Annotated in this window: 21 protein-coding genes and 1 pseudogene; 9 read left to right on the top strand and 13 right to left on the bottom strand. The window is 66.5% G+C overall.

The features are described from left to right. Nucleotides 1-56: 56 nt before the first annotated feature. From ACZ5MJ_RS23170 to ACZ5MJ_RS23125, 10 genes and pseudogenes are all read right to left on the bottom strand, one after another. Nucleotides 57-1,514, bottom strand: a complete 1,458-nt coding sequence (locus ACZ5MJ_RS23170) for a sulfatase-like hydrolase/transferase (RefSeq protein WP_464225988.1) — start codon at nt 1,512-1,514, stop codon at nt 57-59. Between the two features lie 100 nt (nt 1,515-1,614). Continuing rightward, nucleotides 1,615-2,403, bottom strand: coding sequence for a GntR family transcriptional regulator (locus ACZ5MJ_RS23165; RefSeq protein WP_464225986.1), 789 nt, complete (start codon nt 2,401-2,403; stop codon nt 1,615-1,617). A 170-nt stretch (nt 2,404-2,573) separates the two neighbouring features. Continuing rightward, nucleotides 2,574-4,265, bottom strand: a complete 1,692-nt coding sequence (locus ACZ5MJ_RS23160; protein ID WP_464225985.1) for a GMC family oxidoreductase — start codon at nt 4,263-4,265, stop codon at nt 2,574-2,576. Between the two features lie 45 nt (nt 4,266-4,310). Continuing rightward, nucleotides 4,311-5,270, bottom strand: a complete 960-nt coding sequence (locus tag ACZ5MJ_RS23155) for a PDR/VanB family oxidoreductase (protein WP_464225984.1) — start codon at nt 5,268-5,270, stop codon at nt 4,311-4,313. A 34-nt stretch (nt 5,271-5,304) separates the two neighbouring features. Beyond that, nucleotides 5,305-6,732, bottom strand: a complete 1,428-nt coding sequence (locus tag ACZ5MJ_RS23150) for a Rieske 2Fe-2S domain-containing protein (protein WP_464225983.1) — start codon at nt 6,730-6,732, stop codon at nt 5,305-5,307. Between the two features lie 46 nt (nt 6,733-6,778). After that, the gene (locus tag ACZ5MJ_RS23145; protein WP_464225982.1) at nt 6,779-8,227 is read right to left on the bottom strand and encodes an NAD-dependent succinate-semialdehyde dehydrogenase; all 1,449 of its coding nucleotides are present in this window, start codon (nt 8,225-8,227) and stop codon (nt 6,779-6,781) included. 408 nt (nt 8,228-8,635) lie between these two features. Then, nucleotides 8,636-8,713, bottom strand: a pseudogene (locus ACZ5MJ_RS23140) (IS200/IS605 family transposase); the annotation flags it as partial. Between the two features lie 21 nt (nt 8,714-8,734). After that, a complete protein-coding gene (locus ACZ5MJ_RS23135; protein ID WP_464225981.1) occupies nt 8,735-9,913 on the bottom strand; it encodes an acyl-CoA dehydrogenase family protein in 1,179 nt (392 codons plus the stop codon). 41 nt (nt 9,914-9,954) lie between these two features. Beyond that, nucleotides 9,955-10,956: a Bug family tripartite tricarboxylate transporter substrate binding protein gene (locus ACZ5MJ_RS23130; protein ID WP_464225980.1), complete on the bottom strand. Its 1,002-nt coding sequence runs from the start codon at nt 10,954-10,956 to the stop codon at nt 9,955-9,957. 128 nt (nt 10,957-11,084) lie between these two features. Then, nucleotides 11,085-11,924 (bottom strand): IclR family transcriptional regulator, encoded by an 840-nt coding sequence (locus ACZ5MJ_RS23125; protein WP_464225979.1) that lies wholly within the window; start codon nt 11,922-11,924, stop codon nt 11,085-11,087. 125 nt (nt 11,925-12,049) lie between these two features. Here ACZ5MJ_RS23125 and ACZ5MJ_RS23120 point away from each other — a divergent pair, with 125 nt between their 5' ends. After that, nucleotides 12,050-13,285 carry a CaiB/BaiF CoA transferase family protein gene (locus ACZ5MJ_RS23120; protein WP_464225978.1) on the top strand — a complete coding sequence of 412 codons (1,236 nt, stop codon included), beginning with the start codon at nt 12,050-12,052 and terminating at the stop codon, nt 13,283-13,285. Nucleotides 13,286-13,298: 13 nt separating this feature from the next. Here ACZ5MJ_RS23120 and ACZ5MJ_RS23115 read toward each other — a convergent pair whose 3' ends face one another. Then, entirely contained in the window at nt 13,299-14,219 is a 921-nt protein-coding gene (locus tag ACZ5MJ_RS23115) for a LysR family transcriptional regulator (RefSeq protein WP_464225977.1), read from the bottom strand. A 185-nt stretch (nt 14,220-14,404) separates the two neighbouring features. On the opposite strand from ACZ5MJ_RS23115, the gene ACZ5MJ_RS23110 reads away from it, so the two are divergent. Continuing rightward, a complete protein-coding gene (locus ACZ5MJ_RS23110) occupies nt 14,405-15,751 on the top strand; it encodes a DUF3100 domain-containing protein (protein ID WP_464225975.1) in 1,347 nt (448 codons plus the stop codon). A 25-nt stretch (nt 15,752-15,776) separates the two neighbouring features. Continuing rightward, entirely contained in the window at nt 15,777-16,949 is a 1,173-nt protein-coding gene (locus ACZ5MJ_RS23105; protein ID WP_464225974.1) for a M20 aminoacylase family protein, read from the top strand. 10 nt (nt 16,950-16,959) lie between these two features. Here ACZ5MJ_RS23105 and ACZ5MJ_RS23100 read toward each other — a convergent pair whose 3' ends face one another. Beyond that, entirely contained in the window at nt 16,960-17,541 is a 582-nt protein-coding gene (locus ACZ5MJ_RS23100; RefSeq protein ID WP_464225972.1) for a hypothetical protein, read from the bottom strand. A 101-nt stretch (nt 17,542-17,642) separates the two neighbouring features. Between ACZ5MJ_RS23100 and ACZ5MJ_RS23095 the strand changes: the two genes are divergently transcribed. After that, a complete protein-coding gene (locus ACZ5MJ_RS23095; RefSeq protein WP_039009266.1) occupies nt 17,643-18,185 on the top strand; it encodes a MarR family winged helix-turn-helix transcriptional regulator in 543 nt (180 codons plus the stop codon). Here the strand turns inward: ACZ5MJ_RS23095 and ACZ5MJ_RS23090 are convergent. Then, nucleotides 18,182-19,402 carry an IscS subfamily cysteine desulfurase gene (locus tag ACZ5MJ_RS23090; protein WP_464225971.1) on the bottom strand — a complete coding sequence of 407 codons (1,221 nt, stop codon included), beginning with the start codon at nt 19,400-19,402 and terminating at the stop codon, nt 18,182-18,184. The genes ACZ5MJ_RS23095 and ACZ5MJ_RS23090 overlap by 4 nt on opposite strands. Nucleotides 19,403-19,771: 369 nt before the next feature. On the opposite strand from ACZ5MJ_RS23090, the gene ACZ5MJ_RS23085 reads away from it, so the two are divergent. Genes ACZ5MJ_RS23085 through ACZ5MJ_RS23065 form a run of 5 tightly spaced genes read left to right on the top strand, consistent with a single transcriptional unit; the run spans nt 19,772 to nt 24,884 of the window. Then, nucleotides 19,772-20,305, top strand: a complete 534-nt coding sequence (locus ACZ5MJ_RS23085) for a flavin reductase family protein (RefSeq protein ID WP_464225970.1) — start codon at nt 19,772-19,774, stop codon at nt 20,303-20,305. Between the two features lie 36 nt (nt 20,306-20,341). Beyond that, nucleotides 20,342-21,826: a 4-hydroxyphenylacetate 3-hydroxylase family protein gene (locus ACZ5MJ_RS23080; RefSeq protein ID WP_464225969.1), complete on the top strand. Its 1,485-nt coding sequence runs from the start codon at nt 20,342-20,344 to the stop codon at nt 21,824-21,826. Nucleotides 21,827-21,871: 45 nt separating this feature from the next. Further along, nucleotides 21,872-22,252 (top strand): cupin domain-containing protein, encoded by a 381-nt coding sequence (locus tag ACZ5MJ_RS23075; RefSeq protein ID WP_115213343.1) that lies wholly within the window; start codon nt 21,872-21,874, stop codon nt 22,250-22,252. Nucleotides 22,253-22,254: 2 nt separating this feature from the next. Further along, the gene (locus ACZ5MJ_RS23070) at nt 22,255-23,598 is read left to right on the top strand and encodes an amidase (protein WP_464225967.1); all 1,344 of its coding nucleotides are present in this window, start codon (nt 22,255-22,257) and stop codon (nt 23,596-23,598) included. A gap of 47 nt (nt 23,599-23,645) precedes the next feature. Continuing rightward, nucleotides 23,646-24,884 (top strand): ABC transporter substrate-binding protein, encoded by a 1,239-nt coding sequence (locus tag ACZ5MJ_RS23065; RefSeq protein ID WP_464225966.1) that lies wholly within the window; start codon nt 23,646-23,648, stop codon nt 24,882-24,884. Nucleotides 24,885-24,942: the final 58 nt, after the last annotated feature.

Genomic DNA, 24,942 nt, shown 5'->3' with positions numbered 1-24,942 from the left:
GCTTCTCTTCAAATCTTAGTGGTTCGGCACAATGCGGGCGGTGTCGTGGGCAAGCGTCAGTCAAACACGATGGCGGCGCCCGGGGGCGGGCTGAAGCCGAGGTCGCCGCGCTGGATCACAAACTCGCGACCACCATTGGCTTCGAGCAGTTCAGCCTGGCGCTGCCTCACCTTGTGATCCACCGCGACCGGGTCGCAGATGGCAAGCAGGCGCTGGTGGCAATCCTTGAGAACGGCGGCGTAGGCGGGCTCCTGCGCAAGGTCACGCAACTCTTCCGGATCGGCAGCAAGGTCGAACAATTGCGGCGGATAGTCCACGTAGCAGACGTACTTGTACTGCTTGTGGCGGATCATGAAGGCGCCGGTGGCCGAGCCCATGCCGTGGTATTCCACCATCACGTTGCGCGAGGGCTTTTCGCCGTCGGCCAGGTCGTTCAGCGATACCCCGGGAAAGCCGTCGCGCAGCGCGGGTTCGTCCACGCCCACGGATTCCAGGATGAAGGGGTAGGCATCGACGTGGCTGGCAGGCGTGTCGATGACCTTGCCGACGGGGATGTCCGGACCGGCCATGATCAGCGGCACGCCGGCGGCCTCTTCGAACATGGTGGACTTGCCCCACATGCCGCGGCTGCCGAGGTTGTCGCCATGGTCGCTGGTGTAGAGCACGCGGGTGTCGTCGGCCAGCCCGGATTCATTGAGCGCCTGCAGGACCTTGCCGATGTTCTCGTCCAGGAAGGAGCACAGGCCGTAGTAACCAGCCAGTGCCTTCTTCAGCTTGGCCTCGTCGAAATACTCGTCATAGTTGAAGCTGCTGCGATAGTCGACGAGGTAAGGATGGTCGGGGCGCTCGTGACGCGCGTACAGCTTGGGCAGCGGCAGGTCGCGGTCGTAGTACTTGTAGAAGTGCTCGGGCGGCGCGGTCAGCGGGAAGTGCGGGGCGACGAAGGAGACGAACAGCACCCACGGCTTGTCCTGGTGCTTCGCCGCCTGCTCGCGCAGCCACACCTGGGCGCGCGCGGCGATCTCCCGGTCATAGAAGGTGTACTGGCTCTCGCCGGGGCCGGCCAGGTTGGCCATCTTGTAGGCACCCTTGCGCACCGGCAGGTCGCTGCGCACCAGCCCCATCAGGTCACCCTTGCCCTCGATGATATGCATGGGGATGATCTCCTCGGAGAAGCCGTGATCCTCGCCTTCTTCGCGGAAATGCAGCTTGCCGATCGACACCACGCGGTGGCCGCGCTCGCGCAGCTTATGGTGCCAGCTGGGGATCACGCCGTCATAGGCGTCGGCATTGTCGGCGTATCCCATCTGGTGGATGTACTTGCCCACCGCGAAGGACGCGCGCGCCGGTATGCACACCGGGCTGGTGCAATAGGCCGAGCTGAAGCGCACCCCGCCGGCGGCAAGCCGGTCAAGGTTGGGGGTTTCGACGATGGGATGCCCGGCGCAACCCAGCATCTTGGGGTTGTGCTCGTCGGACATGATGATCAGCAGGTTCTTGGCGGTCTTGGCCATGGCTTACCTCTTTACTATGGAGCTATATAGTTTTTGAATCCGAAAAAAATTTTGCGGCTTGCGCCGGCGGGCTGGGCTTGCGCCGCCCGCCGGCCAGACGTCAGCGGCGGCCGCCCACCGCTTCGTCGGGAATGCACAGGGTTCGCGTGGTTGGGGGGATAAAGAACTCCTGGTAATACACGCAGGCTTCGCGTCCCATTTGCGCCACCGCCTGCAGGAAGATGCCGGTTGCCGGAGGCTTCAGCTCAAGGACCGAAACGATCTTTTCGTCGAACTGCATGGCGCGCACGAAATGCCCGACGCGAGTGATCGGCACATTCGATTCGCGGGCGATCAGCCGCTTGAAGTTGACCCCGCTCAGCTTCGCCAGCGGCGTGTCCCACAAGGCGGGCAGCAGCCGGCGGTCGGTATAGAACTGCGTGAAGACATTGAACTCATTGTTCACGTTGATCACGCGGTCGATCCGTATCACGTTGTCGAAAGCCTGCGGGAAGTGCGCGGACCATGCGCCTCTGCCCTTGACCGCTTCGCGCTTCAGGGCCTTGGAGTAGATCGGCAGGTAGCTTTCCCCATCGTCATCGAGAAAGCGGCAGTGCCAGGGGTCTTCCAGGCGCAGGTCGGTTTCTGCAACGAAGCTCCCTAATCCGTGCTGCCGCACCACGATGCCCTGTTCCGACAGGTTGCGCAGCGCACGCTGCACGGTGCCGAGGCTGAACGGGGTCAGCTCCGCCAGTTCCTCTTCAGTAGGCAGCTTGTCGCCGGGTTTCCAGTAGCCGGAGGTGATGGCTTCCACCAGTGCGTCGGTCAGCCGCACGTACTTTGGCTGGCCGCCTTTGCTCGGGCGCCGCAACTGCTCGAAAATCCCTGCGTGGTCGGTGGGCTCTGCCATGATTGTTGCCTCAGAAAGCGTTGTGTTCGTCGCGGCATCGGCCCCGTCCTGGCTGGGGATGCCGGCAGTTCCGGGCCGGCGCTGGCATGGCCAGGCGGGGGCCGGGTACCTTCAAGCCGCTAAATATATCCTAACGCTTCTCGCCTCCAGGGTGCCCTCCGGCGCCGACCTCAGGCTTGCACCGCCGGGCCTGGCGCGGCGGTACGCTCGGCCTGCGCGGCTGGCACTGTCAGCAGCGCGGGCAATGTATCTCCCCGGCCCGGACCGGCATCCTCCAGGATCATGTCGGCGGCCTTTTCTCCGATCATGATCGCCGGGGCGTTGGTATTGCCCGACACCAGCGTGGGCATGATCGAGGCATCGGCCACGCGCAGCCGGCGCACGCCGCGCACGCGCAGGCGCTCATCGAGCACCGCGCCGGCGTCGTTGCCCATCCGGCAAGTGCCTACCGGGTGGAAGATGCTGGAGCCGTAGGCGCGGATGAACGCCAGGATCTCGTCATCGCTCTGCACGCCGGCGCCGGGCAGGTATTCGTCAAGGATGTACGGCGACAGGCTGCGGGTTTGCGCCAGCGCGCGCGCTACCTTCACGCCGGCGATCATGACGGACCGGTCATGCGCGGTGGCCAGGTAGTTCGGCGTCATTGTGGGCGGCACAGAGGGATCGCGCGAGGTGATGCGAAGCGAGCCGCGGCTGGTCGGCCGCAATTGGCACATCGACATCGTGAATCCCGAAAACGCATGCGGCTTGCCTGCGGTGCTGTCTGCGCTGATGGTGCCGAAATGGAACTGGATGTCCGGCGTGCCGGCATCCTTGAGCGCGCGCGTGAACAAGCCACCCAACTGGATGCCGATGGCCAGCGGCCCTTTGCGGAACAGCATCCATTTCAGGCCGATCTTCATCCGGCGCCACAGGCTCTGCAGGTCGTCGTTGGTGGTGATCGGCCTGGCGCACTTGTACATCAGGCGGACTTGCAGGTGGTCCTGCAGGTTCTCGCCGACACCGGCGGAGTCGGCCACCACCGGAATGCCATGGCTGCGCAGCAGCGCCGCGGGCCCGACGCCGGACAGCTGCAGCAGCTGCGGCGACTGGATCGCGCCGGCACAGAGTATGACTTCACGCGTGGCACGCGCAGTGCGTTCGCGCCCGTGCTGGCGGAAGCTGACGCCGACGGCCGTGGTGCCTTCGAACAGCACGCGCGAAGTCTGGGCATCGGTTTCCACCACCAGGTTCGGGCGGCTGCGCGCGGGCTTCAGGTAGGCCTTGGCGCTGGAACAGCGCCAGCCGTTGCGGGAGGTGAGCTGGTAGTAGCCGGCACCTTCCTGGCTGGCACCGTTGAAATCGTCGGTGCGCGGAATGCCGAGTTCGCCCGCCGCGCCGATGAAGGCCTCGACCAGTTCGTGCTTTTCGCGGATCGGCGACACCTGCAGCGGGCCGCTCTTGCCATGGTAGGCGCCGCCAAGGCTGTGGTTGGTCTCCGACTTGATGAAGTACGGCAGCACGTCCTTCCAGGCCCAGCCTGCGTTACCCAGCGACGCCCAGTGGTCATAGTCCTGCGCTTGCCCGCGCACATAGACCAGGCCGTTGATCGAGCTGGACCCGCCCAGCGTGCGCCCGCGCGGCCAGTAGACCTTGCGCTGGTTCAGGTGTGGCTGGGCTTCGGTATAGAACCGCCAGTTGTACCTGGCGTCGAACATGGTCTTGCCGTAGCCGATCGGGATGTGGATCCAGATATTCTTGTCGGCGGGGCCCGCCTCCAGCAGCAGCACGGAATAGCGTCCGTCCTCGCTCAGCCGGCCGGCCAGCGCGCAGCCGGCGGAACCAGCACCTACGATGACGTAGTCGTACGTGCGCTCAGTCATGCCTGTCTCCTCTTTGTCTTGATGGTCTGCCGTGCCTGCAGGACACTAGATGTCCAGCACCAGCAGCTCGGAACTTGAGCGCGAGCAGCACACTGTCAGGTACTGGCTGCGCTCTTCGTCGCTGAGAATGAAGTCGCAATGCTCGGGTGTTCCTTCCAGGTAGCGCGTGCGGCAGGTGCCGCAGACACCGGCCTCGCACGAGGTCTCGCAGGCAATGCCTGCCTCGCGCAGGGCCTGTGCGATGGACTTGTCCGCGGGCACCGCCAGCGTCTGGCCGGTGCTGGCGATGCGCACCTCGAAGGCACCGTCGCTGACCGGGTTCCCGGCACGTGGCCATGCCGCCGGCGGCGCCGCGAAGTACTCGCAGTGCACGGTGCCCTGCGGCCAGTGCGCCGTGGCCTTGGCCACGGCCGCCATCCATCCCGGCGGGCCGCAGTAGTACACGTGCGTGCCGAGCTCCGGATGGCGCAGCAGGTCGGCCAGCGACAGGCCTTGCGCGGGATCGCCATGGTCATAGTGGTGGATGGCCTTGCCGGCTTCCACCAGCGGCGCCAGCTGCTCCCGGAACGCGGTGCGCTCGGGCGTTCGGGTGCAGTAGTGCAGCCTGTACTCCGCGCCGGCTGCGCGCAGGTGCGCCACCATCGCCATCATCGGCGTGATGCCGATGCCGCCGGCCAGCAGCAGGTGGCGCCTGGCGTCGGGCTCCAGCGGGAAGTGGTTGCGCGGCGCGGAGACCCGGATCAGGTCGCCTGCGCCCACCGAGGCATGCAGCGCCTTTGAGCCGCCGCGCCCATCCCCGACATTGAGCACGCCGATGACATAGCGCTTGCGCTCCAGGGGATCGTTGCTCAGGGAATACTGGCGCACGAAGCCGCCGGGAATATGCACGTCGATATGGGCGCCGGCCGTGAAGGCCGGCAGGTCGGCGCCGGCCGGATCAACGAGTTCGTAGGCATTGATGCCGACGGCTTCGTTGGTAATGGATCGGACACGGAGTTCTAGCATGATGGTTCTCGGTTACCGCGGCGCCTGTTGCCGCTCAGGCATCGGTGCCGGTCAGTAGCGCCGTGGCACCGCCTTCCAGCCCGCCATCGATGTCGTCCAGGCGCCGGCGCACATGCGCGTCGCGCTCGCCGCTGGGCAGGGCATCGGCTTCCTTCAGGATCGCCAGGACCTGCTTGCCGACCTTGGCCATCAGCGCGCGGTCGTCGGCGGCCTTGGGAACGCACAGCACCGAGTCCTGGGCATACATGGGCAGCGTGTCGCCCGCGGCAATGGCTGCGGCGCGCGTCGTGTCAGCCGGCAGCTGGCCGCGTGCGCCTTCGCGCAGCAGCTTGCGGCACATGTAGACGCCGATGTCGGAGCGCCCCGGGTTTTCCACCGCGTGGACCGCGATCGGACGCTGGCTTACCAGGGCTTCCCAGTCGCCCGGCGCGCGCTGGCCTGCTTCATAGGTGCGGTTGCCGGTCTGCCCGACCAGGAAGTCGATCTTGTCGACGCCGCAGTCCGCTTCGTTGCCAAGGTGGTCGGGGTCGACCTCATCGTTGAAATGGCGCCAGCCAAAGATGATCATGTTGGTGTCGTCAACGGGCACCTGCCAGCGCGTCATGGCCGTGGTGGCGTGGCGTTCGCGCGCTGCAGTCGGGACCAGCGAGCCGATCTGCAGGCAATTGGGGAACAGCATCTCGGTGATGCGCACCCAGATCTTGTCTTCCGGCAAGCGGCGTGAGGCAATGAAGATCATGCCGTTGCCACCACGCGTGGCTTCCCATTGCATCACCGGCATGTCGCCGAAGCCTTCCAGCGAGACGCCGGCCGAGGTCTCGGCATCGACGCCTTCGACCGTCATATGGTTGTGCAGCACCGCGGTGTGCATGTGGTCCATGATGTTCTCAAACACCTGCAGCCAGTTGCACGGATAGATATTCGAGAAGGGCACCAGCCGCGTGCCTTTGGGCTGCGTGTAGGCGTCGAAGACCGGAAACTCAGGCTTGGCATCCGGCGCGCCCATGTAGGCGAAGACCAGGCCATCGCGCTCGAAAGCCGGATAGGCGCCGTGGCATACGGTCTCCTTCAGGCGGCTTTCGGCGGGTTCGCAAGGCGTTTCCAGCAAGGTGCCATCGAGCCCGTAGTGCCAGCCGTGATAGCAGCAGCGGATGCCGTCTTCGGTGATGATGCCGTACTCCAGCGATGCACCGCGGTGGCTGCAGTGGCGGTGCAGCACGCCGACGCGTCCGCGCTTGTCGCGGAACGCGACCAGGTCTTCGCCCAGGATGCGGATGGCCTTGGGCAGGTCGGCCAGCTGCTCGGACAGGCACACGGGCTGCCAGAAGCGGCGCATGTATTCGCCCATGGGCGTGCCCGGCCCGGTGTGCGTCAGTTCGGTATCCGGTCCCGGCACGTCGCGTTTGTAGTAGCCGCCGAAGGGCATGTGCTTGAGGACGTGTTCTTGCTTGGACTGGCTCATTGCTTGTCTCCTTTCCGGGATGGCGATGTGAGGGGGCAGGCCGCGCTTACAGGGGGCAGGCCTGGCTGACGTACTTGGTATGCAGATAGGCATCCAGCCCTTCCGGGCCGCCTTCGTAGCCGACCCCGCTCTGCTTGAGGCCGCCGATCGGCGCGTCTGCAAGAGAGGGGGTGAAGCCGTTGATGCCGATCCAGCCTGCCTCGAAGGCCTCAGTCAGGTGCGAGGCGGTGCGGATCGAGCCGGTGAACGCGTAGGCGGCAAGGCCGAAATCGACGTCGTTGGCTTGCGCCACGGCCTCGTCCAGGGTGGCAAACGGCATCACCGGCACCACCGGGCAGAAGGGCTCCTCATGCAAGATGGAGGCTTGGGGTTCCAGCTCTGCCAGTACCGTTGGCGCGTAGAAGTAACCACGCTTGCCTAGGCGGTGACCGCCGGTCAGCACGCGCGCTTGGCGGCTGTGCGCATCGGCAACGAAGGCTTCCGCCGCGGCCAGCCGGCGCGCATTGTTCAGCGGCCCCATCTGCGTGGCCGGGTCCAGGCCGTCGCCGACGCGGATCTCCTGGGCGGCGCGCACGAACTCCGCGACGAACTGGTCGTAGATGCGCTCATGCACGAAGAAGCGGTTGGGTGACAGGCAGACCTGGCCGGCATTGCGGAACTTGAAGCCCACGCAGGCCTTCACCACGCGCTGGACCTCGACATCGTCGAACACCAGCACCGGCGAGTGGCCGCCCAGTTCCATGGTCACGGCCTTCAGCTGCTCGCCTGCCATGCCGCAGAGCAGCCTGCCCACCGGCACCGAGCCAGTGAAGGAAACCTTGCGGATCACCAGCGATTCGATCAGTCGCCGGGAAACATGTGCCGGAACGCCGAAGACCAGTCCGATCACGCCGGCCGGCACCCCGGCGTCCTGAAACGCGCGTACCACTTCGATGCAGGCGGCGGGCGTTTCCTCGGCGGGCTTCACCACCACCGAGCAGCCGGCTGCCAGCGCCGCCGCCAGCTTGCGCGTGACCAGGAATGCCGGGAAGTTCCAGGGCGCGAACGCCGCAACCGGGCCGACAGGCCGCTTGATCGTGCTTTCACTGACGCCCGCTGCGCGCGGTGCCATCACCCGGCCGTAGACGCGCTTGCCTTCCTCCGCGCACCACACAATGGTCTCGATGACGCGATCCAGCTCCCCCAGCGCATCCCCCAGGGGTTTGCCGTTCTCCAGCGTCAACATGCGTGCGATGTCCGGCTTGCGCGCCGCGATCAGGTCAGCGGCCTTGAGCATGATCCTGGCGCGCTCCCAGGGCGATACGGCGCTCCAGGCGGCGAAGCCCCGCTGCGCGGCGGCCAGCGCGGCATCCAGGTCGGCGTCGGTGGCCAGTGGCAATTGGGCCAGCACGTCTTCCGTAGCGGGATTGACCACCGGCCGGGTCTCGCGGCCAGCGCCGGAATGCCATTCGCCGTCGATCAGCATGCCGAGTTGCTGCGGATAGGCGGGACTCATGCCATCCCCCGCGCCTGCGATTGTGTATGGATCGTCTTCATGTGGGCCTCGTTCAGCAAAGTCGAATCGTCGTTGTCTTGGCGAAACTATAGTCCTATATAGTTTCTCGTCCAAGAAAAAAATAGTGCCCTAGGGTTTTTGCGGATCTACCGGGGATCGTCGGCGCCAGGTGACAATTAGCGCACGTGGGCAACCTGCAGTACATGGGGGCGTACCAAAGAAAAACGCGCTGAAGCACATCCAAATGCTTCAGCGCGTGCGCTGCAGGGCTTTCGTCGCAAATCCGTTGGGACGCCTTACGCCTGGCCTGCCTCGTCGGTCAGCGCGGAAACGTCGACGATATACATCTGCCGCTCGGCGTCTTGGATCGAATCGATGCAGACTTGCTGCCCGTCGCGGCTCCAGGCCTCAGTGTGGTGTCTGCTGCTCGATGTATTGGCGGATGATCTCGATGGGTGCACCGCCGCAGCATCCGGCAAAGTATGACGCGCCCGCCAGCGGTAGAACTCAAGCCGCGCCGCCGCCCTCCAACGCCGCCCCCCGCGCCTCCATCGTCCTGCGCGCGATATTGAGTTGGTGGATCTGCGTCGTCCCTTCATACAGCCTGAACAGCCGCACATCGCGATAGAAGCGCTCAGCCACGGTGCGCGCCATATAGCCGCTGCCACCAAATATCTGCACCGCGCGGTCGGCGACGCGGCCGGCCATTTCGGAGGCGAACAGCTTGCACATCGACGCCTCCATGGTCACGTCCTCGCCGGCGTCGCGCTTGCGCGCGGTGTCCAGGACCAGCGCGCGGGCGGCGTGCAGTTCGGTATTGCTGTCGGCAATCATCTGCTGCACCAGCTGGTAGTCCGCGATCGGCTTGCCGAACTGCCGGCGCTGCGCCGCGTAGCGGACCATCTCGTCGACCAGCCGGATGGCGGGCCCCACGCACAGGCCAGCCAGGTTGATGCGCTGCTTGTTCAATGCCTTCATCGCCGTCTTGAAGCCGACGTTGGGTTTGCCGCCGACGATGGCGCTGGCCGGCACGCGGCAGTCCTTCAGGTAGACATCGCCCACGGGCGAGCCGTGCTGTCCCATCTTGCGTTCCGGTTCGCTGGTGCTGAGGCCGGGCGTGCCGCGTTCGATCAGGAAGGCGCTGATGCCGTGCGCGCCGGGTGTGTCGGGGTCGGTGCGGGCGAATACGGTGAACAGGTCGGCGATCGGGGCATTGGTGATGAAGCACTTGGCGCCGTTCAGCACGTAGTGATCGCCGTCCCGCCGTGCGGTGGTTTGCAGCGACGTCGCGTCGGAGCCGGCTTCCGGCTCGGTCAGCGCAAAGCAGCCGGTCACCTTGCCGGAGGCCAGCAGCGGCAGGTAGCGCTGCCGCTGCGCCTCGGTGCCGTCGGCGACCAGCGATTCCGAGGCGATGCCGGTGTTGCCGCCGAAGCGGGCACGGAACACCGTGGCGGCCTGCGAGACTTCGATATTCACCAGCGCCAGTTCTTCGGTGGTCAGCCCTGCGCCGCCGTACGCTTCGGGGATGCTGTGGCCGAACAGGCCGAGGCGGCGCATCTGCTCGACCACGGGCTCGGGGATGACATCGGTACGGTCGATCTCCGCTTCCAGCGGGATGCAGGTGTCGAGCACGAAGCGGCGGATATCGGCAAGCAGCGCTTGCTGGCGGGCGGAGTCGCGGATCATGGAAGGGTTCCGGTTGGTTGGATGAGCGCGTGCGTGCGCGGCTACTGTGCCGTGATGCCGGCGGTTTTCAGCACGCCGGTCCACTTTTTGGTTTCGGTGTCCAGGAAGCGGTCGAACGCGGTGGTGGATTGCGGTGCCAGGTCCATGCCGAGCTCAGCCAGGTGGCGTGCCGTGGCGGCGTCCGATGTGGACTGCGCGGCGGCGTCCGCCAGCTTGCGTACCACGGCGTCGGGCGTGCCCTGCGGCGCGACCAGTCCGAACCACCCACCCATTTCATAGCCGGGCAGGCGCGCGGCCTCGGCCACGGTGGGCACATCGGGCATCACGGCTGAGCGCTTGGCCGAGGTCACCGCCAGCGCGCGCAGCTTGCCGCTTTGCACCTGCTGGCGGGCAATGGCCGCGGTCAGCGCCATCATCGAGACGCGCGCGCCCAGCAGGTCGCTCATGGCCTCGGGCTGGCCCTTGTAGGGCACGTGGGTGAGCTTCACGTGCGTCATCTGCGCCAGCAGTTCCGCCGAGAGATGGTTCGACGTGCCCACACCCGCGCTGGCGTACGTCAGCGTGCCGGGCTGTCTGCGCGCCGCGTCGAGCAGCTCGGGCAGCGTGCGCAGCGGCGACGAGGCCGGCACCACGATCACGTTGGGCACCGCGCCGATGCCCGCCACGGCACGGAAGTCCTTGCTGCCGCTCTTGCCCTGGATCGACGGGTTGAGCAGCGGCCCGACCACATAGCTGGGGCTGACCGCCAGCAGCGTATAGCCGTCCGCGGGCGACCTGGCGACGAAGTCCGCGCCGATGGCGCCGCCGGCGCCGGTCTTGTTCTCGACGATGACGGGCTGCTTCAGCACCTTCGCCATATTCTCGGCGGTGATGCGGGTGACGGAGTCGACCACGCCCCCAGCCGAAAACGGCACGATGATCCGTATCGGGCGGTCCGGGAAGCGTGCCGCATTGTCGGGGGTGGCCAGCGCTGGCAGCGGCATCAGCACGGTGCAGGCCAGCATGCCGGCAGCGAGCCGGCGCAACGGTTGGATGGCATCCATCTTGTCTCCTTGGGTTGCCTGCGCCAGGGGACTTCCCGCGGCGCGGTTTCATGCAGGCCTCTGGCGGGCCGCTTGTCATTGCCCTGCCGGCGACATCGCCGGCAGGCTGCATTGCCATGCCGTATCGGCTAGCGCGCGCAGCTCAGTTCGATCTGCCGCACCGCCTCGCGCAGCCTTGGCGCCACCTCGCGCTCCAGCATGTTGTCGCGGTTGCGCGAAGCGGCAATCGTGCAGTTCAGCGCGAACGCGTCTTCGTGCAGCGACTGGCGCAACGGGGCCGCGATCGCGTGGATCTCGGGCCGCCACTCGCCGCGGCTCAGGCAGTAGCCGTGCGCGCGGAAGTGCTTCTGGTCGTCTGCCCACATCTGGCGCTCAACATTGAAGCGCTCCGGGTCGTCCACGCGCAGCCGGTTCAGCAGCGCCGTGCGCTCGTCGGCGCTGCAGGCCAGCAAGACCGCGCGGCCGATCGCGCTGACCAGCAGCGGGCGGCTGCTGCCGATGTCCGGCTGGTAGAGGTTGCCGGGATCCAGCCGGCAACTGTCCACGTACACCACCGACAGGCGCTCGCGCATGCCCAGGTTCACGGTGCAGCCGGTCTCGCGCGCAATTGCCTCCATATAAGGCCGTACCACCTGGCGGATCGCCAGCCCGGCCAGCATCGGGTAGGCCAGCGCCAGCACGCCCGCGCCCAGCCGGTACTTCTGGTTGCCGGGCACGCGGCTCAGGAAGCCGAGCAGCCCCAGCGTGTAGGTCAGCCGCGACACCGTGGCCTTGGGCAGTCCGGTGCGTGCCACGATGTCCTGGTTGCCCAGCACCGGGCTGGACGGCGTAAAGGCGCGCAGCACCTCCAGCCCGCGCGCAAGATTGGTGGCGAACTGGCGGTCGGTGGCCAGTGCGTCCTCGCTGGCCAGGCCTGGCAGGGGTTCCGGGTGGCGATCCATGCTGTGCGGTGGTTGCTTGGGTTCCATGCTGGGATCCGGGAATGGGGGCGTCAATGTTGTAGCACGACCGTTCCGCACAGCGAAACCATACTTGCATCCGGTCCAGCCACCTGCCACTTTGCTGAAGACGCCAATGCCGCCGGAGAGCCGCCATGCAAGACAACATCGCACACCCTGTATCGTCAGACGCACACGGCACCGGTCCGCTGGGCGGACTGCGTATCCTCGACATGGCCACCGTGGTGGCAGGCCCGTTCTCTGCCACGCTGTGTGCCGACATGGGCGCCGATGTGGTCAAGCTGGAGCTGCCCGACGGCAGCGATCCGCTACGCGGACTGGAGCCGGTCACGGAGGATCACGCCCTGTACTGGAAGGTGACCAACCGCGGCAAGCGCGGCATCTCGCTCGACGTGCGCACGCAGCGGGGGCGCGAGATCTTCCTGCGGTTGCTGCCCGGCTTCGACGTCCTGGTCGAAAACTTCCGCACTGGCACGCTGGCGCGCTGGGGACTGGATCTGGAGACCCTGCACGCGGCCAACCCGAAGCTGATCGTGCTGCGGCTGACCGGCTTCGGCCAGACCGGGCCCGATGCGGCGCGGCCGGGCTTTGCCCGCATCTTCGAAGCCAGGAGCGGCTTCACCAACCTGGCGGGCACGGCGCAAAGCGGGCCGATGCATATGAACTACCCGGTCGGCGACATGATTGCCGGCCTGTTCGGCGCCTTTGCAATTGCCACTGCGGTAGCCGAGCAACGCGCCAGGCCTGGCCAGCCGGGCCGCGAGATCGACCTGGCCGCCACCGAGGCGCTGTTCCGCCTGCTGGACCCGCTGGCCATCGAGTATGAGCAACTGGGCCATGTGCGCCAGCGCGCCGGCAACCGCACTACCTACGCGGCGCCGTCCAATATGTACCGCACCGCGGACGATGTCTGGGTCACGGTGGTGGCCTCGTCCGACGCCACCTTCCGCCGGCTGGCCGAGGCCATGGGCGTGCCGCAGCTGGCGCAGGCGCCGGAATACGCCACCAACGCCGGGCGCGTGCGCCATATCGAAGCGCTGGACGGCAGCATTGCCGAGTGGTTTGCCGCGCAGCCTTATGCCGCGGTGGCGGCACGGCTGGAACAGTGCCAGGTGCCGTTCAGCAAGGTGTTCAGCATCGCCGATATCGTCGACGATCCGCAGATGGCCGCGCGCCAGGCCATCGTCCGGCTGCCCGATCCGGACCTGGGCTCGGTGCCGGCGCCTTGCGTGGTGCCGCGCTTCTCGGGCTATGCGCCGCCGTCACCGCGCACCGGGCCGGATGTGGGCGAGCACAATGCCGAGGTCTATGGGCAGCTTGGGATCGGGGATGAGGAGCTGGCCCGGCTGCGTGCTGACGGCGTGGTGTGATACACCGGGACGCTCACTCCCCCGTCATCAGCGCCGAAAAGTCCGCCACGATCTGCCGCAGCAGCCGTGCCGCCGGCGGCGACAACACCCGGCCCTGGCGCGACACGGTCTGGATCTCCCCCTGTTGGAGCAGGGGGTTTTTCATCGGCAGCGACACCACGCGCGCCTCGTTCAGCTGGTTCCACAAAGCGAGGCGCGTGCACAGGACATAGCCAAGCCCGGCCACCACGAAATGCCCCAGCGCATTGAATGACGAGGTGGTCAGCAGCGACTGCAGGCGCACGCCCTCGCTGATCTCGGCGGCCTCGATGTGCTGGCGCACGCCGAACGTCCGGTGCAGCGTGGCGCCGGGGTAGGGCAGCAGGTCCTGCAGGTCCAGCGGCCGGCCCAGTTGTGCCAGCGGATGCGAGGCCAGCACCTGGGCCTGGATCGGCATCGGATGGGCGTGGTGGCAGCGCAGCCGCGCGTCCTTGGGCGGCTGGAACACCAGCCCGATATGGGCGCTGCCATCGACAATGCGCTGCACGATGTCGTCGGTGCTGCCGACCGACAGGTCCACCGTGATGCCCGGGTGCGCCAGCATGAAGGTGCGCAGGCTATGGCGCATCAACCATTCCACGAAGCCTTCACCGGCGACGATGTCGATATGGCCGCGCGCCACCTTCTGGATGCTGTCGAGTTCGGCCAGCAACTGCTGCTTCTGGCTGTTCTGGTGGCGCACGTAGGCGGCCAGCAACTCGCCCGCCTCGGTGGCGACCACGCCGCGGCCATGCCGCTCCAGCAGGCGCGTGCCGCAGTCTTTCTCCAGTATGGCGATGGCCCGGCTCACTGCCGAAGGGTCCATGTCGAGGACTTCGGCGGCGCCGCGGACCGAGCCGCTGTCGAGCACCTGCATGAAGTAGCGCACGCGCCGCGTGTCCAGTTTGTCGTCCATCGAAAGCACGGGTCACTCCGCTGAGCGTTGCATTGAATGCAACAAGTTTCCCATATCACGATCATTGATGAAACGCTCAGCCACCGGAATACTGGCGTGATCCTTCTGGTCAGCGGTCAGGACGAACCGGAATGCCGAAGGAAGCACATTGGTGCTGCATAAGCAGGCTACCCCGGAGACACCTGATGACGAACCCCATTGCCCAGCCGGCGGTTGTGTCGGCCGATTCCCCGCTTGCCGCCGTTACCGGCAGCGGCAAGGTACGACTGGCCGTCGTCACGCTGGCCGTGGTGGCCATTGCCGAGACCATCGGCGCGGTGCAGTTCAAGCTGGGGCCCGGCAAGGTGGTGCTGATGCCGATGCTGTGGGCGCTGCTGATGGCCGCGGCGTGGGGCATCGCGGCCAGGAACCTGCCGCGCGCGGTGCGCATCGACGCGCCGCTGCAATCGCTGGCCACCGGCCTGCTCAATGCCGGGCTGTTGCTGTTCGTGGTGAAGCTCGGCCTGACCGTGGGCGGCGCGCTGCCGCAGCTCAAGGGCGCCGGCTGGGCGCTGTTGTTCCAGGAGTTCGGGCACGCGCTCGGCACGCTGGCGCTGGGCCTGCCGCTGGCCTTGCTGCTGGGCATCAAGCGCGAGGCCGTTGGCGCCACCTTTTCGGTCGGGCGCGAGGGCAATATCGTCATCATCGGCGAGAAATACGGCATGGCGTCGCCGGAAGGCCGCGGCGTGCTGGCCGAGTACATCACCGGCACCGTGCTGGGCGCGCTCTTTATCGCGGTGCTGTCGGGGTTTGTCAGCAGCCTGGGGATCTTCGATCCGCGCTCGCTCGCCATGGGTGCCGGCGTGGGCTCGGGCAGCCTGATGGCGGCGGCCGTCGGCGCCATCGTCGCGCAGCACCCGGGGCAGGCTTCCGAGATCATGGCCATTGCCGCCGCGTCGAACCTGCTGACCTCGGTGGCGGGCTTCTACTTCACGCTGTTCCTGTCGCTGCCGCTGTGTTCGTGGCTGTACGGCAAGCTGGAGCCGGTGCTGGGCCGCTTCTCGCGCCGCGACCCCATGCGCGAGGTGCAGGACGTCAGGCTCGATGGCGCGCTGGCGCACGGCACCTCGGCGCGGGATGCCGCGCTTGGCTGGTTCCTGGTCGGCGCCGGGGTGCTGATCGGCAACAAGCTCTCGTACCACGTGCCACTGTGGGAATCGCTCAAGGGCATCCTGGTGGCGATTGCCATCGTGGCGGCCTGCGACCTGCTCAAGCGCGTATTCCCGCGCGTGCCGCTGCTGCTGACGATGTCGGTGGTGGTCACGCTGATCGGCGTGCCGGGGATGCTGCCGTTCTCCGATGCCGTCATCGCCATGACGGAAAAACTCAACTTCATGACCTTCACCACGCCGGTGCTGGCGCTGGCGGGCTTCTCGGTGGCCAAGGACCTGCCGGTGTTCCGGCTGCTCGGCTGGCGCATCGTGGTGGTATCGCTGACGGCCACGGCCGGCACCTTCCTCGGCGCCACGCTGATTGCCGAGTTCTTCCACTGAATCTCACCAGCACCAGAGACCTGACATGTACCGCGACCCCGATATTGCCGACGACATCCGCCAGAACATGCTTGGCTGGCGCCGCGACATCCACGCCGTTCCGGAAACCGCTTTCGAAGAGCACCGCACCGCCGGCATCGTGGCCCAGGCGCTCGGTCTGATGGACATCGAAGTGCAGCGGGGGCTGGCGACGACGGGCGTGGTCGGCACCCTGCGCAACGGCGACGGCCCCAGCATTGCGCTGCGCGCGGACCTGGATGCGCTGAACATGCAGGAGTTGGGCAAGCCGGCGCATGCATCCACCTGCGCGGGCAAGATGCACGCCTGCGGCCACGATGGCCATACCGCCATGCTGCTGGGTGCGGCTGCGCACCTGTCGCGCAACCGCGATGCGTTCCGCGGCACGGTGCATTTCGTGTTCCAGCCCGCCGAGGAGAATGAAGGCGGCGGCCGCGTGATGGTGGAAGAGGGCCTGTTCGACCAGTTCCCGGCCGATGCCGTCTATGGCATGCACAACTTCCCCCAGCTGCCGCGCGGCAAGTTCGCCATCCGCGCCGGCACCATGACCGCGTTCCTGGACAACTTCGAGATCGTCATCACCGGCAAGGGCGCGCATGGCGCGCAGCCGCACCACGGCATCGATTCGGTGGTCGTGTCCGCGCACCTGATCACCGCGCTGCAGACCATCGCCAGCCGCCGCACCGATCCCACCGATTCGGTCGTGGTCAGCATCACCCAGATTCACGGCGGCGATACCTGGAATGTGCTGCCTGAATCGGTGGTGTTGCGCGGTACTATCCGCACGCTGCACCCGGCGGTCCGGGACCGCACGCAGAACGAGATGCGGCAGATCTGCGAGGGCGTGGGCACGACCCACGGCGCGCGGATCGCGATCGACTACCGCCCCGGCTACCCCGGCGTGGTCAACACGCCCGCCGAGACCGATGCCGCCATTGCCGCCGCCGCGCAACTGGTGGGCGCCGACAACGTGAAGACCGATATCAAGCCGGCCATGGGCTCGGAAGACTTCGCCTTCATGCTGGAAAAGCGCCCCGGCGCCTATATCGGCATCGGCGCCGGCGAAAGCGCCGAGGACCCACCTCTGCACAATCCCTACTACGACTTCAACGACAAGATCCTGCCGCTGGGCGCGGCGTACTGGGTGGCACTGGTCGCGCAGCAATTGCCGGCCGAGTGACCCGCGCCCGTCAGGCCATGCGGGCCGCTTGCGCGAACACGTTCAGGAATGCTTGTGCGGGCTGCGCGCTGGTGTGCGCTTCGATAGCCGCAGCCAGCACCGGCGCCGGCAGCCAGGGATAGGGCAACGCCGCCTGCAAGGCCGCCAGCGTGACCGCGCCGGGATCGGCGATTGTGTCCATGCGTTCGATATGGATATGCAGGCTGGCGATACGGTAGGTGCCGTCATCGCCGGCGGCAAAGCCCCAGCGGTAATAGCCCTTGCCGACGCGCAAGGCGCTGGCCGCCGTTTCCCGCATCACCACCAGCCATGGGATCGTCATGGCGTTGCCGGCCAGCGCGGCGGCAACGTCGCCGATGTAGTAGGTCCGGCAGCGGTCGAACGTCTTCGCAAACTCGCTGACCAGTGTCGTGGCAATGGCATCCGCGCCTTCGGCCCTGGGCGGGAAGCTGATGGCGTCGGTATCGATCGAGAAGGTCAGCGACGCATCCGCGGCAAAGGTCTCGTGGATCAGCGCCGGGCGGTTGTTGTCCTTGGCCTCGACGTACTGGGCCAGCCGGGTTTGGGCAGTGGCAAGCGGGATCGTGTTCATGCTGGACTCGGGAGTGTGGTTTGAAGGGGGCGGGGTGTTGCAGGGAGTTTGATAGAATTTGGCACAAAGCTTGCATCAAAAGCTAAGTGGACATTCCGCCGATGGCAACGACTCCTGCAAACAAGAACCTGACCGTTACGCATCCGGCCTGCCTGGTTGACGGCTCGGACCGTGAGTTCCGGCACCTGGTGAATGGCCTGCTTCCGTTTGCCGCGCGCCTGCTGTCCGTGCGCGACGGGTTTGGCAGCCTGATCGGCCTGACCGGGGTCCAGTACTCGCTGATCCGATCGATCCTGCACCTGTCGCAGCAGGGCGAGGTGACGGTCAACCAGCTCGCCGACCACCTGCACCTGAGCGGCCCCTTCATCACCATCGAGACCGGCAAGCTCAAGAAGCTGGGACTGATCGACAAGAAGGCCCATCCCGACGACAAGCGCAAGATGCGGCTCACCATCACTGCCGCCGGAACTCGCCTGCTCAATGAGCTGCTGCCGGTGCAGCAGCAGATCAACGACGTATTGTTCGATGGCGTTTCCCGCACCGAATTCAAGGTGCTGTGCTCGGTGGTGGACCGGCTGGTCGCCAACGGCGATCGCGCCGCGCTGGATCTTGAGCACCTGCAGGCGCGCCGTCAGAAAGGCTAGTGCGCGGCCCACTGCACCGTGCCGACATCAATGCCTTCCTGGTGCATCTCCCATAGCGGGCTTAGCTCGCGCAGACGGGTGACCGTGTCGCTGACCTGGCGGATGACTTCATCTACTTCCGCCTCGGTGGTGTAGCGCCCCAGCGTGAAGCGGATCGAGCTATGCGCCAGCTCGTCGCTGCGTCCCAGCGCGCGCAGCACGAACGAGGGCTCCAGCGAGGCCGAGGTGCAGGCCGACCCCGACGACACCGCCACGTCCTTGATGCCCATGATCAGCGACTCGCCTTCGACATAGTTGAAGCTGATGTTCAGGTTGTGCGGGATACGCTGGTCCAGGCTGCCATTCACGTAAACCTCGTCAAGTCCCGACAGCCCCGCCAGCAGCCGGTCGCGCAATGCGCCCACGCGGCGCGCTTCCTCCGCAAGTTCCAGCTTTGCCAGCCTGAAGGCCTCGCCCATGCCCACGATCTGGTGCGTCGGCAGGGTGCCTGAGCGCATGCCCCGCTCATGCCCGCCGCCGTGGATCTGCGCTTCGATGCGGATGCGCGGCTTGCGCCGCACATAGAGTGCGCCGATGCCCTTGGGACCATAGACCTTGTGCGCCGTTACGGTGAGCAGGTCGATCTTCAGGGCTTGCAGGTCGATGGCGATCTTGCCGGCGGCCTGTACCGCATCGCAATGGAACACCACCCCCGCCGCACGGCAGAGCTCGCCGATCTGCGCGACCGGCTGGATCACCCCGATCTCATTGTTGACCATCATCACCGACACCAGGATGGTGTCTGGCCGCATGGCGGCGCGCAGCGCGTCAAGGTCGACCAGGCCATCGGTGCCGACGTCGAGATAGGTCACCTCGAAGCCCTGCCGCTCCAGCTCGCGGCAGGTATCGAGCACGGCCTTGTGTTCGGTCTTGACGGTGATGACGTGGTTGCCCTTGCCGCGATAGAAATGCGCCGCGCCCTTGATCGCCAGGTTGTTGCCCTCGGTCGCGCCGGAGGTCCAGATGATCTCGCGCGGGTCCGCATTCAGCAGTGCCGCCACATGCGCGCGCGCGGCCTCGACCGCGTCTTCCGCCTGCCAGCCGTAGTAGTGGCTGCGCGATGCGGGGTTACCGAACTGCTGGTGCAGGTAGGGAACCATCTTCTCGACGACCCGGGTATCGACCGGTGTCGTCGCGCTGTAGTCCATATAGATCGGAAGGGTCTTCGGCTCTTGCATGGCGCTCATTCCTGGAGGCGGATGGGGGGACGACCGTGGGCAAGGCGTACCCGCTGGTCAAGGAAAGTGGGGCCGAGTCTAGCACCGGGTGGCGGCCGTTCGCGGCTGCGCCATGCTGCCGGTAGGGTTGCTTGACGCGCGGACAAGCGCAATGCCGGCCACCTGGCGCTACCTGTCACCGAACCGTAAACCCTTGTCCTGCAAGGGTTTACGGATTCCATCGAGCTTCCGCAGAGTGTCTTCAGTTGCGCGCGCTAGGGTTTTCACCAACTTGAATAGCGTTGTTTTCTAGCATTCAATAAAAGCTAAGTTACAAAGGTAAATAAACAAATTAACTGGTTTGGTGAGAACACTTGCGTAGGAGTCGTGATGGCTGAGTCATCTGTCGGTCAGGGCGTCAACGTGGACGCCGAAGCGCAACGCCGCTTCAGGAATGCGTTGGCGATGTTTGCAACGGGCGTCGCCGTGATTACCGCGCCGCGCGAAGAAGGGGTGCCGGTCGGCATCACGGTGGCGTCGTTCAACTCGGTATCGCTGGACCCGCCGCTGGTGCTGTTTTCGGTGGACCGCCGCTGCCTGAGCCTGGGCGACCTGCGCACCGCGCGGCGCTATGCGGTCAACGTGCTGGCCGAAGCGCAGCAGGATATCTCGAACCGCTTCGCCAGGGCGAACTCCGGCAAGTGGGAAGGCATCGGTTTCGGTAGTCGCGAAGAGGACAGCCATGTGCTGCTGCCCGATGCGCTGGCCACCTTCGAATGCGAACCCTATGCCCAGCACGACGGCGGCGACCACGTGATCTTTATCGGGCGGGTGCTCCGCCACCAGGCCCGCCAGGACGGCCGGCCCCTCATCTTCTTTGGCGGCAAGTACCGGGCTCTGGACGACAGCCCGGCCGCCGCCTGAATCCACAAGAACAGACAGTCAGCACAGGAGAACGACATGATCAAGACCGGTAACCAGCACATCGCCATGTTGCGCGATGGCCGCGAGGTGTACCTGGACGGCAAGCGGGTGACGGACGTCACCAGCCATCCGGCCTTCCGCAACTCGATCCGCAGCTACGCCAACCTCTACGACTTCCAGGCGCAGCCCGGCAATGTCGACAAGATGACTTTCCAGCCGGCGGGCACCGACCGGCGCGTCAGCCGGATCTGGGAGTTGCCGGCCAGCTACAACGAACTGGTCGAACGCCGCCAGATGCTGGAAGCCTGGACCGAACTGCATTACGGCTTCATGGGCCGCTCGCCCGACCACGTGGCTTCCTGCATCTCGGGCATGTACATGGGCATCGATGTCTTCGAGCAGGCCGATCCGGCACGTGCCGGCGCGCTGCGCGACTACTACCGCTATGCCCGCGACAACGACCTGTTCCTCACCTATGTGATTGTCAACCCGCAGGCCAACCAGTCCAGGTCCGCGCACGAGCAGGAAGACAAGTATCTGGCGGTGGGCATCGTCGACCAGGACGCGGAGGGCATCACCGTGCGCGGCGCCAAGATGCTGGCCACCAGCGGCATCATGGCCAATGAAGTCTTCTGCAGCTGCATCCAGCCGCTGCGCGAGGGCGACGAGATGTATGCGCTGTCGTTCGCGGTGCCGATGAACACCAAGGGGCTGAAGGTGATGTCGCGCAAGTCGTACGAAGCCAACGCCACCTCGGTATTCGACAACCCGCTGGCGAGCCGCTTCGACGAGAACGACGCGGTGCTCTACTTCGACGACGTCAAGGTGCCGTGGGAGCGCATCTTCGTCGCGGGCGACGTGGGCCTGTGCGCAAAGCAGTTCCACGCCACGCCGGCGCACGTCTACCAGAACTACCAGTGCCAGGTGCGGCTGATGGTGAAGCTGCGCTTCCTGGTGGGCCTGGCGCACCGCATCACCGAGATCAACGGCACCAACAGCTTCCCGCAGGTCAGGGAAATGCTGGGCCAGCTGGCCGCCGAGGCAGGCATGGTCGAGGCCTGGGTCTACGGCATGGAGGCCAAGGGCCAGGTCGGCAAGCACGGCTACTTCGTGCCGGACCGCAGCATGCTGTACGGCTCGCAGGTGGTGACCCAGCAGCTCTACGGCAAGGTGCTGGCCACGCTGCGCGAGCTGGCCGGCGGCGGCATGATCATGCTGCCGTCGAGCATCGAGGATTTCGCCAATCCGTCGCTTGCCGGGATCATCGCCAGGACGCAGAAGTCGCCGGTGTGCAGCCCGGAAGAGCGCGTCAAGTTCTTCAAGCTCGCCTGGGACGCGGTCGGCTCCGAATTTGCGTCGCGCCACAACCAGTACGAGATGTTCTACGCCGGCGCCACCTTCGTCACCAAGGGGCATGCCTACCGCACCTATGACTGGCAGAACGCATCCGGCCTGGTCGACAACATGCTCGGCAGCTATTCCCTTGAAAGCGAACTGGCCAAGCTGCCGCAGGCGGCCTGAGTTCCCGCACCTTCCCCAATGCCCGCATCGACTACGGAGATCGACATGGCAATCACCAAGCTTCACGATGAGTTCCACACCCTGGACCTGGAGTCCGGCTGGGAGGTCCCCCACGGCTATCCCTCGGGTATCCAGCAGAAGATCCTGTCCGGCTCGCTGGACGAGGGCGGCCGCAGCGGCAGCCGTACGCGCCTGCTGCGCTTCCAGCCCGGCGTGTTCACCACCTCGCCCTTCGTGCACGAGTACTGGGAAGAGGTCTACCTGCTCAGCGGCGACCTGACCGTGGGCAACGACGCCAATGGCAAGGGCGGCGAAGCCTTCGTCCCCAACACCTACGCCTGCCGCCCGCCCGGCGCCTTCCACGGCCCGTTCAAGTCCAACGGCGGCTGCATGCTGCTGGAGATCCACTACTACGACCCGGCCTGATCATGGAAGCGACCATCGCAACCGCACAGCGCCAGCTTGCCGCGGGCAGCGCCAACGCGCAGTCCCTGCTGGCGGCGTGCGTCGAACGTATCTGCAACCCCAGCGGCGAGGGCGCGCGCGTGTTCCCGCATGGTGTCAGCATGGCCGCGCGCAGGCAGGCCCAGGCCTGCGACATGCTGCGCGAGCAAGGCGTGGCTGGCCCGCTGGCGGGCGTGCCGGTGTCCGTCAAGGACCTGTTCGATGTGCAGGGCGACGTGACCCGCGCTGGCGCCCGGGTGCTGCCTGAGCGTGCCGCCAGTGCCGACGCGCCGGCCATTGCGCGCTTGCGTGCGGCGGGGGCAGTGTTTGTCGGGCGCACCAATATGACCGAGTTCGCCTACTCGGGTGTTGGCATCAATCCGCACTACGGCACGCCGCGCAATCCCTATGACCGGCAAGCCGGGCGCATTCCTGGTGGTTCGTCGTCAGGCGCTGCGGTCTCGGTGACGGACGGCATGGCGCTGGCCGCGATCGGCTCCGACACCGGCGGCTCGTGCCGGATTCCCGCGGCGTTGTGCGGCATCGCGGGCTTCAAGCCCACGGCGCGCCGCGTGCCGCTGCAGGGCACGGTGCCGCTGTCGCCCAGCTATGACTCGGTGGGCTGCCTGGCCAATACCTTGGCGTGCTGCGCCGCCATCGACGCCGTGATGGCGGGCGAGGCGCCGCCCGCCGGGCCGGTGCCGCTGGCCGGGCTGCGCCTGGCGGTGCCCACCGGCCTGGTGCTGGACGGCATGTCGGACGAGGTGGCCGAGGTCTTCAGCCGCACGCTGCGCCGGCTGTCGGCGGCGGGCGCGCTGCTGCGGGACGTGAGCTTCGACAGCTGGAACCAGCTGGCCGGCATCGGCACCAACGGCGGCCTGGTCGCCGCGGAAGCCAGTGCCTGGCACGGCAGCCTGCTGGCTGATCAGTCCGATCGCTATGACCCGCGCGTGCTGTCGCGCATCCGGCTGGCAGAAGGGCAGCGCGCCGCCGACTACCTGCGCATGCTGCAGCGCCGGGGCGAGCTGTGCCGGCAGGCCGATGCCGAGCTGGCCGGCTTTGACGCCGTGGTCCTGCCCACCGTGCCGGTCGTGGCGCCGCGCATTGCCGACCTGGACGACGACGAAGCCTTCTTCAGCACCAATCGGCTGCTGCTGCGCAACCCGGCCATTGCCAACATGCTCGACCTGTGCGCGCTGTCGGTGCCGTGCCATCGCCCGGGCGACGCGCCGGTGGGACTGATGCTGTTCGGGCGCCACTTGTCCGACCGCAGGCTGCTGGCCATCGGCATGGGCATTGAGGCGGCATTGCGGCACGAACGGGGCTGAGCACGCGCAGCAGTACAGAAGTACCCATAACTACAGTGGAGACAACAATGCCTGATATCCGTACCGGCGCCGCCGTACTGGCCTGCGCCACCCTGTTCGCGGCGACGGCTGCCGCGGCCGACCCGGCCCCCATCCCGGCCTCCATCAGCGACGGCGTGGTCAGGATCGGTGTGCTGACCGATATGTCGTCGATCTTTTCCGACATCGGCGGCAAGGGCTCGGTGGTGGCCGCGCAGATGGCGGTGGACGACTTTGGCGGCAAGGTGCTGGGTGCCCCCATCCAGGTGGTCAGCGCGGACCACCAGAACAAGACCGACGTCGCCGCCACGCTGGCGCGCGGCTGGTTCGACAACCAGAAGGTCGACGTGATCCAGGACGCGCTGCCGTCTTCGGTCGCGCTGGCCGTTTCCAACCTGGGCAAGCTCAAGCACAAGATCGTCATCGCCAGCGGGGCCGGCACCACGCGCCTGAGCAATGAAGACTGCTCGCCCTACACCATCCAGTACTCGTACGACACGTACGCCTTCGCCGCCAACACGGTCAAGGCGCTGGCCCGGCGCGGCGACAACAGCTGGTACTTCCTGACGGTCGACTACGCTCTGGGCGCATCGCTGGAGAAGGACGGTACCGAGGCCTTGTCCAGTGTCGGCGGCACCCTGAAGGGGAAGGCAAAGCATCCGATCAACTCGGCCGACCTGTCGTCCTACCTGCTGCAGGGGCAGGCCTCGGGCGCGAAGGTGATCGGGCTGGCCAATGCCGGTGCCGACACGGTCAATGCAATCAAGACCGCCGCGGACTTCGGCATCAACACCGCGGGCAAGCAGAAGCTGGCCGGGCTGCACATGTTCATCAGCGATATCCACAGCCTGGGACTGCAGGCCGCCCAGGGCATGACGCTGACGACATCGTTCTACTGGGACCGCGACGACGCCACGCGCGCCTGGTCGCAACGCTTCTTCGAGAAGACCGGGCGCATGCCGACCCTGGTGCATGCCGGCGTGTACTCGTCGACCACGCACTACCTGAAGGCGATCCAGGCCGCGCGCACCGACGACAGCGATGCCGTGCTGGCCCGCATGCGCGCAACCCCGGTCAATGACTTCTTTGCCAGGAACGGCACGATCCGCGCCGACGGCCTGATGGTGCACGACATGTACCTGGTCGAAGTGAAGCGGCCGCAGGAGTCCAGGCGCCCGTGGGACTACTACAAGATCAAGAGCGTGATTCCCGCGAGCGAAGCGTTCCGCCCGCTCAGCGCAAGCACTTGCCCGCTGGTCAGGAAGTAGGCCCACATCCCTCACGGAGGCCGGCATGCCAGCCGGCACTCGCCCCCCATTGCAGAGA

The organism is Cupriavidus sp. LA-1, assembly GCF_055385985.1.
This window is presented reverse-complemented; position numbering and strand designations above follow the sequence as displayed.